This window comes from Streptomyces sp. NPDC001604, assembly GCF_042893475.1.
Classification (GTDB): Bacteria; Actinomycetota; Actinomycetes; order Streptomycetales; family Streptomycetaceae; genus Streptomyces.
Genome location: NZ_JBIAUY010000040.1, coordinates 1 through 16,295 on the forward strand (window position 1 = coordinate 1; position 16,295 = coordinate 16,295).

A 16,295-nucleotide genomic window follows, 5' to 3' on the forward strand; every position below is an offset into this window, starting at 1 on the left:
GAGGACCGGCCGCTGTGGCTGGGTTCGGTGAAGTCGAACATCGGGCACACGCAGGCCGCCGCCGGCGTGGCGGGCGTGATCAAGATGGTGCTGGCCCTCCAGCACGAGCGACTGCCGGGCACTCTGCACGCCGACGAGCCCTCGCCGCACATCGACTGGTCGGCGGGCGAGGTGTCGCTGCTGACGGAGTCGGTGGAGTGGCCTGCCGGTGAGAGGGTGCGCCGTGCGGGTGTGTCCTCTTTCGGAATGAGCGGAACCAACGCTCACGTGATCATCGAGGAAGCGCCCACCGACGAGGCTGAGCCCACGACGGTGCCGACGGCCCCGGTGGTGTCGGGAGCGGGTGCCTGGCTTGTGTCGAGCCGCTCGGCTGCCGGTCTCGCGGCGCAGGCGGGTCGGTTGCAGGAGTGGGTGGCCGCCCGGCCCGAGCTGGAACCGGCCGATGTGGCCTGGTCGTTGGCGGCGACGCGTTCGGTGTTCGAGCATCGGGCGGTGGTGGTCGGTGATGGCCGGGCTGAGCTGGTGGCCGGTCTGGAGAGCCTTGCCGGCCAGATGCCGAGCGGGTCCGTGGTGTCCGGCACGGTCCGGTCCGATGCGCGGACGGTCTTCGTCTTCCCGGGTCAGGGTTCGCAGTGGCTGGGTATGGGCCGGGAACTGGCTGAGGTGAGTCCGGTGTTCGCGGCGCGGCTGGCGGAGTGTGCGGCGGCACTGGCGCCTCACGTCGAGTGGTCGCTGATGGACGTCCTGGCGGGGACGGAGGGCGCTCCGGCGCTGGAGGCCGCCGATGTGGTGCAGCCGGTGCTGTGGGCGGTGATGGTGTCGCTGGCCGCCGTGTGGGAAGCGGCCGGAGTGGCACCGGCCGCCGTCGTCGGCCATTCGCAGGGTGAGATTGCGGCGGCGACGGTTGCCGGGATGCTGTCCCTGGAGGACGCCGCCCGGGTGGTGGCGCTCAGGTCGCGGTCGCTGAAGGTGCTGGCGGGTGCGGGCGGCATGCTGTCGGTCGCCGCCTCTGCCGAGGTGGTGGAGGGCCGTCTGGACGAGCGTCTGTCGCTGGCGGCGGTCAATGGCCCTGCTGCGGTGGTGGTTTCGGGTGAGCCGCAGGCCCTGGAGGAGCTGAAGGCGCAGTTCGAGGCCGAGGGTGTGCGGGCGCGGATGGTGGCGGTGGACTACGCCTCGCACGGTCCGCAGGTGGACCGCCTGGAGGCGGAGATCCGCGAGGTCCTGGCCGGGATCTCCCCGCGTCGGGGCCGGGTGCCGATGGTGTCGGCGATGTCGGGCGAGATCCTGACCGGTGAGGAGCTGGACGCCGGTTACTGGTACGACAGCCTGCGCAACACCGTCCACTTCGAGCGCGCGGTGCGGACCCTGGCCGAGCAGGGTCACCAGGTGTTCATCGAGGTCTCCCCGCACCCGGTCCTCACCGGCGCCATCACGGACACCCTGGAGGAGATCGCTGGTCCCACCACACTGCCCGGCGTGGTCTGCGGGACGCTGCGCCGGGACAACGACAGCCCGGCACGGGTGCTGACCTCCTTCGCCGAGGCATGGGCGCACGGCGCGTCCGTCGACTGGACGAAGGTGCTGCCCGTCGCGGAACGCACCGAACTGCCGACATACGCCTTCCAGCACGAGAGTTTCTGGCCGAAGGGCACGGTGGTGCTGCCCAAGCGTGGCGCGGGCGCGGATCCGGAGTCGTTGGGTCTGGGCGCGGTGGGTCACCCGCTGCTGGGTGCGGCGGTGGAGCTGGCCGATGGTGCCGGGGTGGTGTGCACCGGTCGGCTGTCGGTGCGGTCGCAGCCGTGGCTGGCCGATCACCGGGTCGGCGGGGTGATCCTGCTGCCGGGTACCGGTTTTGTGGAGCTGGCGGTCCAGGCCGGTGACCAGGTGGGCTGCGGGGTGCTGGAGGAACTCACCCTCAAGGCGCCACTCGTCGTCCCCGAGTCCGGCGCCGTCCAGGTCCAGGTCGTGGTGGCCGCGGCCGACGACGGGCGCCGGTCGGTGGAGGTGTATTCGCGCACCGACGGCGCCGGGGGGACGTGGATCCAGCACGCCGAGGGTGTGCTCGCGCCGACCGGGCGGACCATGGGCGCCGGTGAGGAGTTCACCGTATGGCCGCCGAGCGGGGCGACTCCGCTGGAGTTCTCGGAGCTTTACGCGGTGCGGCTGGCCGATGTGTACGGTCCGGCGTTTCACGGGCTGAAGGCGGCGTGGCGGCGTGACGGGGACGTTTTCGCCGAGGTCGCTCTGCCGGAAGAAGTCGCCGCGCAGGCCGGTTCGTTCGGGCTGCATCCGGTGTTGCTGGACGCCGCGCTGCACGCGGGGCTGCTGGCCGGGCTGGACGAGGGTGAGCCGGACGAGGTCCGGATGCCGTTCGCGTGGACGGACGTCGAACTGCACGCTGTCGGCGCCTCGGCGCTGCGTGTCCGTTTGCGTCCCGACGGCCGTGGCGGTTTGTCGCTGACGGCTGCGGACGCCACCGGCGCTGCCGTGGTGACGGTCGGCTCGCTGGTCAGCCGTCCGGTGTCGGCCGGGCAGGTGCAGGCCGCCGGCCCGGTGCTGGGTGACTCACTGTTCGTGCAGGAGTGGGTGCCTGTCGAGCCGGTCACGGCGGTGGTCGGGGAGTGGGCGCTGCTCGGTGACGACCGTTTCGGTCTGGCCGAGGCGCTGGCCGGTACCGGCGTTCAGGTGCGGCCCTTCGCCGACGTCGCTGACCTCGCCGACGCCGTCGAGGTAGACGGGTTCGACCCGCGCACGGTCCTGGTCTGCGCCGGTTCGAAGCCCGACGAAGCCGACTCCGACGTCCTGGCCGTCGTACACCGCGTCAGCGGCGAGGCGCTCCTGCTCGCCCAGCAGTGGATCGACGAACCGCGCCTGGAAGAAGGTCAGTTGGTCATCGTGACGCGTGGCGCTGTGGCCGCTGCGGCGGGCGAGCCGGCGACCGACCTGGCGGCGGCAGCCCTCTGGGGCCTGCTGCGCTCGGCACAGTCCGAGAACCCCGGTCGGCTGACGCTGGTCGACCTGTCGGCTCCCGGCGATGACGCCGTCGTACTGCCGAAGGCCCTGGGCAACGGTGAGCCGGAGCTGGTGGTTCGGGGGCAGGCCGTGTACGGCCGCCGCCTGGCCCGCCCCGCCGGTGAGCTGGCTGCGGTGGTGTGGTCTGAGAGGGCCGAGGAGTTGTCGGCTCGTACGCTGCTGGTGACCGGTGGTACGGGGACGCTGGGTGGGCTGGTGGCCCGTCACTTCGTGCGGACGGGTCGGGCTGGTGGTGTGGTGCTGCTGAGCCGTTCGGGTCCGTCGGTGGGTGTGGCCTCGCTGGCGGCGGAGCTGGCCGAACTGGGCGCGTGGGTGCGGATACTGGGCTGTGACGTGGCCGACCGTGATGCGCTGGCGGCGGTCGTGGCCGGTATCCCGGAGGACTGGCCGCTCACCTCGGTCGTTCATGCCGCCGGGATCATCGATGACGGGACGATCGCGACACTGACGCCGGAGCGGCTGTCCAGGGTCCTGAGCCCGAAGGTCGACGCGGCCTGGTATCTGCACGAGCTGACCGCGCATCTGGACCTCGACCACTTCGTCATGTTCTCTTCCGCGGCCGCCGCCTTCGGTGCCCCTGGCCAGGGCAACTACGTGGCGGCCAACTCGTACCTGGATGCGTTGGCCGGTCACCGGCGGGCGGCCGGGCTGACCGGCACCTCGCTCCAGCTCGGCCCGTGGGCGCACGAGGAGGGCATTGGCCGCAACCTGGACGAGGGCCTGCTCTCCCGTATCGACCGCTCGGGCGTCCTCGGCATCGGCGCCGAGGAGGGACTGGCTCTGCTCGACGTCGCCCTGAACCGCGACGAGGCGGTCCTGATGCCGGCCCGGCTCGACGTGGCCGGAACGCGAACCCGAACCGTTCGCGACGGCGACGTCCCGCCGCTGCTGCGCCTGCTGGCCGGCGGCCCGGTCCGACGGACCGCCGTCGCCGTCGCCGAGGGGCGTCCGGGTGAGGCACTGCGCCACCGGCTGGCGTCACTGACCGGTCCTGAGCGTGACCGCGCACTCCTGGATCTGGTGCGTGTGCATGTGGCGGCTGTGCTGGGTCATGCGTCGGCGGAGGTGATCGAGGCGGGTCGGGCGTTCACGGATCTGGGCTTCGATTCGCTGACGGCGGTGGATCTGCGTAACCGGTTGCGGGGTGAGACGGGGCTGCGGCTGCCGGCCACGCTGGTCTTCGACTATCCGACGCCGTCGGCGTTGGCGGGTCTGTTGCGGACGGAGCTGATCGGGGAACTGCCGGCCGCTGCCGAGCCGGCCCGTGCGGTGACCGTTGACGTTGCCGAGCCGGTCGCGATCGTGGGGATGGCGTGCCGGTTCCCCGGTGGTGCGAGCAACCCCGACGAGCTGTGGCGGCTGCTGTCGTCCGCGGGCGACGCGATCAGCGGCTTTCCGCAGGATCGTGGGTGGAAGGCCGACGAGCTGTATGACCCGGAGTCGGAGCGGTCGGGTACCTCGTACACCCGTGAGGGCGGGTTCGTGCGGGACGCGGCGGCATTCGACGCGGGGTTCTTCGGGATCAGCCCGCGCGAAGCCCTCGCCATGGACCCGCAGCAGCGGCTGCTCCTCGAAACCTCGTGGGAGGCGTTCGAGCGGGCCGGGATCGATCCCGGGTCGCTGCGCGGCAGCCGGACCGGTGCTTTCGTCGGCGGCTACTCCTCCGGTTACGCGGACCTGAGCCTGGAGACCCACGCCGATCTGAGCGGTGTGGCCAGTCATCTGATGACCGGTAATGCCACCAGCATCCTGTCGGGCCGGCTGTCGTACACGTTTGGTCTGGAGGGTCCTGCGGTCACGATCGACACGGCGTGCTCGTCGTCGCTGGTGGCGTTGCATCTGGCGGCGCAGGCGCTGCGGTCGGGGGAGTGTTCGCTGGCGCTGGCCGGTGGTGTGACGGTGATGGCGGGGCCGGGTGGCTTCGTGGCGTTCTCCGATGCGCGTGGTCTGGCGGTGGACGGCCGCAGCAAGGCGTTCTCGGCGGACGCGGACGGTATGGGCATGGCCGAGGGCGTGGGCATGCTGGTGGTGGAGCGCCTGTCGGACGCCCGCCGTCACGGTCACCCGGTGCTGGCGATCGTGCGTGGCAGTGCGGTGAATCAGGACGGCGCGTCGAACGGTCTGACGGCGCCGAACGGTCCGGCGCAGCAGCGGGTGATCCGCGCGGCTCTGGAGAATGCCCGTCTGTCGGCCGCCGACGTTGATGCCGTCGAGGCGCACGGCACGGGTACCGCGCTGGGTGACCCGATCGAGGCGCAGGCGTTGATGGCGACCTACGGGCAGGACCGTCCTGAGGGCCGGCCGTTGTGGCTGGGTTCGGTGAAGTCGAATCTCGGGCACACTCAGGCCGCTGCCGGTGTCGCCGGGATCATGAAGATGGTGCTGGCGTTGCAGCACGGCGAGTTGCCGCCCACGCTGCACGCCGAGGAGCCGTCGCCGCACATCGACTGGTCGGCGGGCGAGGTGTCTCTCCTGACCGAGCCGGTGCAGTGGTCTGCCAGTGAGCGGGTCCGCCGGGCGGGCGTGTCCTCCTTCGGCATCAGCGGCACCAACGCCCACGTCATCCTGGAGGAAGCGCCCGCCGCCGAGCCGTCCGACGATTCCGAGCCGGCGCCTGCGCCCACGGTGCTCGACACCGAGGCGGTTGGCGTCTGGCCGGTCTCCGGCCGTACCTCTGAGGTCCTCGCGGCCCAGGCGGACCGCTTGCGGGAGTGGGTGACCGACCGGCCCGAGCTGGAACCGGCCGATGTGGCTTGGTCCCTGGTGACGACCCGATCGCTCTTCACGCACCGGGCAGTCGTACTGGGCGGCGAGCGCGCGCAACTGCTGAGCGGCCTGGAAAGCCTGGCGCTCGGGGCGTCCGACGCCTCGGTGGTCTCCGGCGCTGCCCCCTCCGATGCGCGGACGGTGTTCGTGTTCCCGGGTCAGGGTTCGCAGTGGCTCGGCATGGGGTGTGAACTGGCCGAGGCCAGCCCGGTGTTCGCGGCGCGGCTGGCGGAGTGTGCGGCGGCACTGACGCCTCATGTCGAGTGGTCGCTGATGGACGTCCTGGCCGGTGTTGAGTCCGCCCCGGCGCTGGAGGCCGCCGATGTGGTGCAGCCGGTGCTGTGGGCGGTGATGGTGTCGCTGGCCGCGGTGTGGGAAGCGGCCGGAGTGGCACCGGCCGCCGTCGTCGGGCACTCGCAGGGTGAGATCGCGGCGGCGACGGTTGCCGGGATGCTGTCCCTGGAGGACGCCGCCCGGGTGGTGGCGCTCAGGTCGCGGTCGCTGAAGGTGCTGGCGGGTGCGGGCGGCATGCTCTCGGTCGCCGCCTCTGCCGAGGTGGTGGAGAGCCGTCTGGACGAGCGTCTGTCGCTGGCGGCGGTCAACGGCCCTGCGGCGGTGGTCGTTTCGGGCGAGCCACAGGCCCTGGAGGAGCTGAAGGCGCAGTTCGAGGCCGAGGGCATCCGGGCGCGGATGGTGGCGGTGGACTACGCCTCGCACGGTCCGCAGGTCGACCGCCTGGAGGCGGAGATCCGCGAAGTCCTCTCGGGCATCTCCCCGCGCCAGGGCCGGGTGCCGATGGTGTCGGCGATGTCGGGTGAGACGCTGACCGGTGAGGAGCTGGACGCCGGTTACTGGTACGACAGTCTGCGCAACACCGTCCACTTCGAGCGCGCGGTGCGGACCCTGGCCGACCAGGGTCACCAGGTCTTCATCGAGGTCTCCCCGCACCCGGTCCTGTTCGGCGCCATGACGGACACGCTGGAGGAGGTGGCCGGGGCTGCGGGCCCCGGTGCTGTGCCGGGTGCGGTGTGTGGAACCCTGCGCCGGGACGACGACAGTGCGGTCCGGATCGTGACTTCGCTGGCCGAGGCGTGGGTGCAGGGCGCGTCCGTCGACTGGACGAAGGTGCTGCCCGTCGCGAAGCGCATTGAACTGCCGACGTACGCCTTCCAGCACGAGCGCTACTGGCCCGAGGCCGAGGACGCGCTGCCGGACGTGGAGAGCAGGGCCGACAGCACGAGCACCGAGGCCGAGGCCCGGTTCTGGGCCGCCGTCGAGGACGGCGACGTGGCGCACCTGGCCGACACCCTCGCGGTGGACGGTGCCCGCCCGTTCCAGGAGGTGCTTCCGGCGCTGGCTTCCTGGCGGCGCCAGGAGGTGGAGCGTTCGGTGACCGCCGGCTGGAGCTACCGGATGGGCTGGGCGCACATCGAGGAGCCCGACTCCCGGGCGCTGTCCGGGACATGGCTGCTGGTGGCCCCGGCCGGACCGGCCGCCGACGGCCTGGTGCGGGAGAGTGCGGAGGCGCTGCGCCGTCGCCGGGCCGAAGTGGCGGTGATCGAGGTCCCGGCCAGGACCGTCGACCGGGCGGAGATGGCGGCGCGGCTCGTCCAGGGGGCCGAAGAGGCCGGTGTGGAACTCGCCTCTGCGGTCGGCGTGTTGTCGCTGCTCGCCCTGGAGGAGACGCCGCTTCCCGAACACCCCGGCGTGTCCGGAGGTCTGGCCGCCACGCTGGCCCTGGTGCAGGCGCTCGGTGACACCGGGGTGGACAAGCCGCTGTGGGTGGCCACGTGCGGCGCGGTCTCGGCCACGCCGGGCGAGCTGCCGAACAGCCCGGTGCAGGCGCAGGTGTGGGGTCTGAGCCGGGTCTTCGGCCTCGAATCCCCCGAGCGCTGGGGCGGTCTTGTCGACCTGCCGGCCGTCCTGGACGACCGGGCGGGCAGCCGACTGGCGGCGGTGCTCGACGGCTGCGGCGAGGACGAGGTGGCCATCCGCGCGACAGGCGTGCTGGGCCGCAGGATGAGCCGGCCCGCCCGTTCCCGACGGTCCGCCGATGCCTGGACGCCGCGCGGCACCACGCTGATCACCGGCGGCACCGGCGCGATCGCCGGACACGTCGCCCACTGGCTGGCCGACCGCGACGCCCGGCGCCTGGTGCTGACCAGCCGCTCCGGACCATCCGCGCACGGTGTCGCCGCGCAGGCCGCCGAACTCGCCGAGCGGGGCACCCGCGTGGACGTGGTGACCTGCGACGTCGGCGACCGCTCCGCGCTGTCCGGCCTGGTGGACTGGACCGGACGCAGCGGCCCGGCGCTGTCGGCGGTGATGCACACGGCCGGCGTGCTGGACGACGGCGTCATCGACCGCCTCTCGGCCGAGCGGCTGGAGACGGTGCTGGCGGCGAAGGCCACCAGCGCCGCGTATCTGGACGAGCTGACCGCAGACCTGGACCTGGACGCCTTCGTGCTGTTCTCCTCGGCTGCCTCCACGCTCGGCTCGGCAGGCCAGGGCAACTACGCGGCCGCCAACTCCTACCTGGACGCCGTGGCCGAGCACCGGAAGGCCCGTGGGCTGAGCGGTCTGTCGGTGGCCTGGGGCCTGTGGGGCGGTGGTGGCCTCGCGCAGTCCAAGAGCGAGATCGAGGCCCGGATGAAGCGGCTGCCGATGCCCCCGATGGACCCGCAACTGGCGGTTCGGGCACTCGGTGAGGCGCTGGTCGGCGACGACGCGGTGGTCACCGTCATGGACGTGGACTGGGCCAAGCTCGCAGCGGTCCCCGGGTCCTCCGGCCTGACCGAGCGACCGCTCGTGCGCGACCTCCCGGAGGTCCGCCGGCTCGCCGCGATCCGCCCCGTGGCCGGCGACCCGGCGCAGGCCGAGGGCGGGCTCGCCGGACGGCTGGCCGGCCTCGACCGGGCCGAGCAGGACAAGCTGCTGACCGACGTGGTGCGGGCCGAGGCGGCGGCGCTGCTGGGACACAGCTCGGCGGACGCGGTCCAGGCCCGGCAGGCGTTCAAGGAACTCGGCTTCGACTCCCTGACGTCCGTCGAGTTCCGCAACCGGCTGAACACGGCGACCGGCCTGCGACTGCCCTCGACGGTGGTCTTCGACTACCCGAACCCGGTGGCGCTCGCCGCTCTGCTGCGGACGGAGCTCGTCGGAGACGAAGAGGCTTCCGAGCCGATATTCGACGAACTCGACCAGCTCGAAGCCAGCCTCGCGAAATCGACCGCAGAGCACGAAGTACACGAGAACGTCACCCGGCGGCTGCAAGGAATTCTGTCCAGGTGGATCGAAAAGCAAGGTGATCCGGAGCTCGAAAGGGACAAGCCGGTCGAACTTGAGTCGGCTACGCCTGACCAGTTGTTCGAATTCCTTGACAAGGAGTTCGGTATGCCTTGATCAGGTGGGTTATCCAGTCCGTCTCAATACTTCGGTCCTTTCGAACCCACGGTTTTGGCTAGGAGTCTCAGGTGGAGAACCAGGAAAAGCTTTTCGGATACCTCAAGAAGGCCGCCGCCGACCTTCAGGAGACGCGCCAGCGCCTTCGTCGGCTCGAGGCCGGCGAGCGTGAGCCGCTGGCGATCGTCGGTATGGCGTGCCGGTTCCCGGGCGGCGCGGACAGCCTGGAGGGGTTCTGGGACGTACTGGCGTCCGGCATCGACGGGGTGGGGCCCTTCCCGACCGACCGAGGATGGGACCTGGAGGACCTCCACGACCCGGACCAGGAGATGGGAAAGTCGATCACGGACTCCGGTGGGTTCCTCCGGAATGCCAGCGGATTCGACGCGGGTTTCTTCGGGATCAGCCCGCGCGAGGCTCTCGCCATGGACCCGCAGCAACGGCTGACCCTCGAGGTGGCCTGGGAGACGCTGGAACACGCGGGGATCAACGCCGAGACACTGCGCGGCAGCCGCACCGGTGTCTTCATCGGCGGTTTCACCTCGAACTACGGAATCAACCTGGAGCTTTCGGAAGAGGGCGGGGAGGCGTTCGCCGGTCACATCATGACCGGCAACCTGCCCGCCGTGATCGCCGGACGGGTGTCGTACACGATGGGCCTGGAAGGGCCCGCCTTCGTGGTGGACACTGCGTGCTCGTCGTCCGCGCTGGCGATGCACCTGGCCTTCCAGGCGATCTGGAACCGCGAGTGCGCCCTCGCGCTGACCGGTGGCGTGACGGTCCTGGCGAACCCGGGCAACTTCGTCGAGTTCTCCCGGCAGCAGGGGCTCTCCTCGGACGGCCGCTGCCGCGCGTTCTCCGCCGACGCCTCCGGAACCGGCTGGTCCGAGGGCGCGGGCCTGATCGCCGTCGAGCGCCTGTCGGACGCACGGCGGCTCGGCCACCGGGTCCTCGCGGTGGTCCGTGGTTCAGCGGTGAACCAGGACGGCGCCTCGAACGGCCTGACCGCGCCCAACGGCCCCTCCCAGCAGCGCGTCATCCGCGCCGCCCTGGAGAACGCCCGCCTGTCGGCCGCCGATGTCGACGTGGTCGAGGCGCACGGCACCGGCACCAAGCTCGGCGATCCGATCGAGGCCCAGGCCCTGATCGCGACCTACGGCCAGGAGCGGCCGGAAGGCCGTCCGCTGTGGCTGGGTTCGGCGAAGTCCAACACCGGCCACACCCAGGCGGCCGGCGGTGTCGCCAGCTTGATCAAGCTGGTGCTGGCACTCAAGCACGAGGTGATGCCCCGCACGCTGCACGTGGGCGAGCCGACCCCGCACGTGGACTGGTCGGCGGGCGATGTTCAACTGCTGACCGAGCCGCAGCCGTGGCCCGCCGGTGACCGGGTCCGCCGGGCGGGCCTCTCCTCGTTCGGCGGCAGCGGCACGAACGTCCACATCATCCTGGAAGAGGCCCCCGCGACAGGAGCCGAAGCCCCGGCGCAGGACGCGGCCACGACGCCGGAGGACCCTGTCGTGGCCGGCGCGGGCGCGTGGTTGGTGTCCGCCCGGTCCGCCAAGGCACTGACGGCGCAGGCCGACCGGCTGCGGGAGTGGGTGGCCGCCCGGCCCGAGCTGGAACCGGCCGATGTGGCCTGGTCGTTGGCGACCACACGAGTGCCCTTCGAGCACCGCGCCGTGGTGGTCGGCGGGAACAGCGGCGAGCTGGTGGCCGGTCTGGAGAGCCTTGCCGGCCAGGTGCCGAGTGGGTCCGTCGTGTCCGGCACGGTCCGGTCCGACGCACGGACGGTCTTCGTCTTTCCGGGCCAGGGTTCGCAGTGGCTCGGCATGGGGTGTGAACTGGCCGAGACCAGCCCGGTGTTCGCGGCGCGGCTCGCGGAGTGCGCGGCGGCACTGGCGCCTCACGTCGAGTGGTCGCTGATGGACGTCCTGGCGGGGAGGGACGGAGCTCCGGCGCTGGAGGCCGCTGACGTGGTTCAGCCGGTGTTGTGGGCGGTGATGGTGTCGCTTGCGGCGGTGTGGGAGGCGGCCGGTGTGGCACCGGCCGCCGTGGTCGGGCACTCGCAGGGTGAGATTGCGGCGGCGACGGTCGCGGGGATGCTGTCGCTGGAGGACGGCGCCCGTGTGGTGGCGCTGCGGTCGCGGTCGTTGAAGGTGCTGGCGGGTGCGGGGGGCATGCTCTCGGTCGCCGCCTCTGCCGAGGTGGTGGAGGGCCGGCTGGACGAGCGTCTGTCGTTGGCGGCGGTCAATGGCCCTGCGGCGGTGGTGGTTTCGGGTGAGCCGCAGGCTCTTGAGGAGCTGAAGGCGCAGTTCGAGGCCGAGGGCATTCGGGCGCGGATGGTGGCGGTGGACTACGCGTCGCACGGTCCGCAGGTGGATCGTCTGGAGGCGGAGATCCGTGAGGTCCTGGCCGGGATCTCTCCGCGTCGGGGCCGGGTGCCGATGGTGTCGGCGATGTCGGGTGAGACGCTGACCGGCGAGGAGCTGGACGCGGGCTACTGGTACGACAGCCTCCGCAACACCGTCCACTTCGACTCTGCCGTCCGGTCCCTGGCCGACCGGGGTCACGAGGTGTTCATCGAGGTCTCCCCGCACCCGGTCCTCATGGGTGCCATGAACGACACCCTCGAACAGGTCGCCCGGGACTCCGGCCCCACCACGCTGCCCGGCGTGGTCTGCGGGACGCTGCGCAGGGATGACGACAGCGTGGCCCGGATCGTGACCTCGCTGGCCGAGGCGTGGACGCAGGGCGCTTCCGTCGACTGGACGAAGGTGCTGTCCGCGGCGGGCTCTGTCGAGCTGCCGACGTACGCCTTCCAGCACGAGCGTTACTGGCCGAAGGGTGTGCTCAGGCTGCCGAGCGCGAAGTCCACCGCGGACCTGGCGTCGGCGGGCCTCGGCGTGGCCGGCCACCCCCTGCTGGGCGCGGTAGTGGAACTCGCCGGTGCCGCCGGGGTCGTGCTGACCGGACGACTGTCGGTGCAGGACCAGCCCTGGCTCGCCGACCACGCCGTCGCCGGCCTGGTGCTGCTGCCGAGCACCGGCTACGTGGAACTTGTCGTGCGAGCCGGTGACCAGGTGGGCTGTGGACTGCTGGAGGAACTCACCCTCCAGGCGCCGCTCGTCGTCCCGGAGTCCGGCGCCGTCCAGGTACAGGTCGTGGTGGGCGCGGTTGAATCCGACGGGCGACGTGGCGTGGAGGTGTTCTCCCGCCCCGACGAGTCCGCCCAGGACGGCTGGACTCGGCACGCCGCCGGCGTACTGGCCCCCGCCACCGCGGCCGTCGCGGCCGACGAGGACCTGTCGGTCTGGCCGCCTCGGGACGCCGAGCCCCTGGACTCCTCGAACCTCTACACGCAGACCCTCGCCGAGGTGTACGGCCCCGCCTTCCACTGCCTGCGGGCCGCCTGGCGGCGCGGCGCGGACATCTTCGCCGAGGTCGAGCTGCCGGAGCAGGTGGCGTCCCAGTCCACGGCCTTCGGCCTGCACCCGGCGCTGCTGGACGCGGCGCTGCACGCGGCGGTCCTGGTCGAGCAGGACCGGGACACGGGCGGCGCGCTGGAGATGCCGTTCGCGTGGACGGACGTCGAACTGCATGCTGTCGGCGCTTCGGCGCTGCGTGTGCGGCTGCGTCCGGACGGCCGTGGTGGTCTGTCGGTGTCGGCTGCGGATGTGTCCGGTGCTGCGGTGGTGTCGGTCGGTTCGCTGGTGAAGCGTCCGGTGTCGGTCGAGCAGTTGCTGGCTGCCGAGAACGCGCTGGCTGATTCGTTGTTCGTGCAGGAGTGGGTGCCTGTAGAGCCGGTCACGGCGCTGGTCGGGGAGTGGGCGTTGCTCGGCGCCGACCGTTTCGGTCTGGGCGAGCCGCTGGCCGGTACCGGCGTGCGGGTGCGGCCCTTCTCCGGTCTGGCTGAGCTTGCCGCTGCCGTGGAGGTGGGTGAGATCGACCCGCGCATGGTGCTGGTGTGCCTTGGTGGTGAGGGCAGTGGTGTCGCGGGTGAGGTGCATGCGTCCGCCGGTGCGGCGTTGGAGATGGTGCGGGAGTGGCTGGACGAGGTCCGGTTTGAGGGGGCGCGGCTGGTGGCGGTCACCTGTGGCGCGGTCGACGGTGTCGGCGGTGAGGCGGTGACGGATCTGGCGGGGGCTGCGGTGCGGGGTCTGCTGCGGTCGGCGCAGTCGGAGAGCCCGGAGCGGATCGTGCTGGTCGACCTGCCTGCGGTGGATGCGGCCGGGCATGTGGGTGTGCTGGCGTCGGTGGTGGGCTGTGGTGAGCCGGAGCTGGTGGTCCGGGGCGGGGCCGTGTACGGCCGTCGTCTGGTCCGCGCGCCCGGTGAGCTGGCTGCGGTGGTGTGGCCGGAGAAGGTTGAGGTGTCGGCTCGTACGCTGCTGGTGACCGGTGGCACGGGGACGCTGGGCGGGCTGGTGGCCCGTCACTTCGTGCGGACGGGTCGGGCCGGTGGTGTGGTGCTGCTGAGCCGTTCCGGCCCGTCGGCGGGTGTCGCCGCGCTGGCGGCAGAGCTGGCCGAACTGGGCGCGTGGGTGCGGATACTGGCCTGTGACGCGGCCGACCGCGACGCGCTCGCCACGGTCGTCGCCGGTATCCCGGAGGACTGCCCGCTGGGCTCGGTCATCCATTCCGCGGGCGTTGTCGATGACGGCACGATCGCGACGCTGACGGCCGAGCGGCTGTCCAAGGTGTTGCGGGCGAAGGTCGACGCGGCCTGGCACCTGCACGAGCTGACCGCGCACCTGAACCTCGAACGCTTCGTGATGTTCTCCTCGGCGGCGGCCACGCTGGGCGCGCCGGGCCAGGGCAGTTACGTGGCGGCGAACTCCTTCCTGGACGCCCTGGCCGGCTACCGCCAGGCGGCCGGGCTGGCCGGCACCTCGCTCCAGCTCGGTCCCTGGGCGCACGAGGAGGGCATCGGCCGCAACCTGGACCAGCGGCTGCTGGCCCGTATCGACCAGACGTTCGTGCCGCTGGGTGGCGAGGAGGGCCTGGTCGTCTTCGACCTGGCGCTGACCCGTGACGAGACGGTGCTCATGCCCGCTCGTCTGGACGTCGCCAAGCTCCGGGCGCACGCCGCGAACAGCACGGACATCCCGCCGCTGTGGCGGTCTTTGGCCGGTACGACCACCCGCCGCACCGCAGCCGCGAACACCGTCGCCGTCGCCGACGGACGTCCGGGCGAGGCACTGCGCCACCGCCTGGCGTCGCTGTCCGGTCCCGAGCGCGACCGTGTGCTGGTGGAGCTGGTGCGCTCCCACGCCTCCGCCGTGCTGGGCTACGGCTCCGGTGATGCGTTCGACGTCACCCGGGCCTTCACCGACCTGGGCTTCGACTCCCTCACCGCCGTGGAGATGCGCAACCGGCTCAACAACGAGACCGGGCTGCGGCTGCCGGCCACGCTGGTCTTCGACTACCCGACGGCGGCGGCGCTCGCCGGCCTGTTGCGGACGGAGCTGACCGGTGAACTGCCGGCCGCCGCCGAACCGGCCCGTGCGGTGGCCGCCGACGCCGCCGACCCCGTCGCCATCGTCGGCATCGCCTGCCGGTTCCCGGGTGGCGCGAGCAGCCCCGAGGGGCTGTGGCAGCACCTTTCCTCGGGCACCGACGTGATCGGCCCGTTCCCGCAGGACCGGGGCTGGGACCTCGACTCCCTGTGCGATCCGGAGACCGGCCAGCTCTCCATGGAAGCCGGTGGCTTCGTCCGCGACGCCAGCGGCTTCGACGCCTCCTTCTTCGGGATCAGCCCCCGCGAGGCCCTGGCCATGGACCCGCAGCAGCGGCTGCTCCTCGAAGCGTCGTGGGAGGCGCTGGAGCAGGCCGGGCTCGACCCGATGAGCCTGCGCGGCAGCCAGACCGGCGCCTTCGTCGGCGGCTCCGCCTCCGGCTACGGCCTCGGCGCCTCGCTGGAGGAGTCCGGCGTCGCCGAGACGCACATGATGACCGGCAACGCCACCAGCATCCTGTCGGGCCGGCTCTCCTACACGCTCGGCCTCGAAGGCCCCGCGGTCACCGTGGACACCGCGTGTTCCTCGGCGCTCGTGGCCCTGCACCTCGCCTGCCAGGCGATCAGAGCGGGGGAGTGCTCCCTTGCCCTGGTCGGCGGCGTCGCGGTCGCCACCAACCCCATGGTCTTCGTGGCCTTCTCCGAGGCCGGCGGGGTGTCGATGGACGGGCGTTGCCGGTCCTTCTCCGCCGACGCCGACGGCTCGGGCTTCTCCGAGGGCGTCGGCATGCTCGTCGTCGAGCGGCTCTCGGATGCGCGCCGCAACGGCCACAAGGTGCTCGCGCTGGTGCGCGGCTCCGCGATGAACCAGGACGGCGCGTCCAACGGCCTGACCGCGCCCAACGGCCCCTCCCAGCAGCGGGTCATCCGCGCCGCCCTCGCCAACGCCGGAGTGTCGGCGGACGACATCGACGTCGTCGAGGCGCACGGTTCCGCGACCACGCTGGGCGACCCCATCGAGGCCCAGGCCCTGATCGCGACCTACGGCCAGGGCCGTCCTGAGGACCGCCCCCTGTGGCTCGGCTCGGTGAAGTCCGTGATCGGCCACACCCAGACGGCCGCCGGCGCGGCCGGCATGATCAAGATGGTGCTCGCGCTCCAGCACGAGGAGATGCCGCGCACGCTGCACGTGGACGAGCCGACGCCGCACGTCGACTGGTCGGCGGGCGAGGTGCGGCTCCTTGCGGATGCGCGGCCGTGGCCGGTCGGTGAGCGGGTGCGCCGGGCGGGTGTGTCGGCGTTCGGCATGAGCGGCACGAACGTCCACGTCATCCTGGAAGAAGCCCCCACCGAGGACGAGGCCGACAGCGAGACCCTGCCCGACGACCCGACGACCGCTCCCGCCGTGGTTGAGTCCGGCAGTGTGTCCGCCTGGCTGGTGTCGGGCCGTACGGCCAAGGCGCTGACGGCGCAGGCCGAGCGCCTGCTCACCTGGGCGGCGGACCGGCCCGAGCTGGAGCCGGCCGATGTGGCGTGGTCTCTGGCCGCGTCGCGGTCGGTGTTCGAGCACCGTGCGGTGGTGCTGGGCGGTGGTCGTGGGGAGTTGACGGCTGGTCTGGAGGGTTTGGTCTCCGGGGCGGTG

General features: G+C 72.1%; 2 protein-coding genes. Both read left to right on the forward strand.

The annotated features are described in order from the left end of the window. The first annotated feature begins 18 nt into the window (after nucleotides 1–18). The gene (locus ACFY1E_RS47745; protein ID WP_389088874.1) at nucleotides 19–9,201 is read left to right on the forward strand and encodes a type I polyketide synthase; all 9,183 of its coding nucleotides are present in this window, start codon (nucleotides 19–21) and stop codon (nucleotides 9,199–9,201) included. Between the two features lie 71 nt (nucleotides 9,202–9,272). Next, nucleotides 9,273–16,295, forward strand: a 7,023-nt coding sequence (locus tag ACFY1E_RS47750) for a type I polyketide synthase (protein WP_389088872.1), incomplete at its 3' end; no start/stop codon positions are given.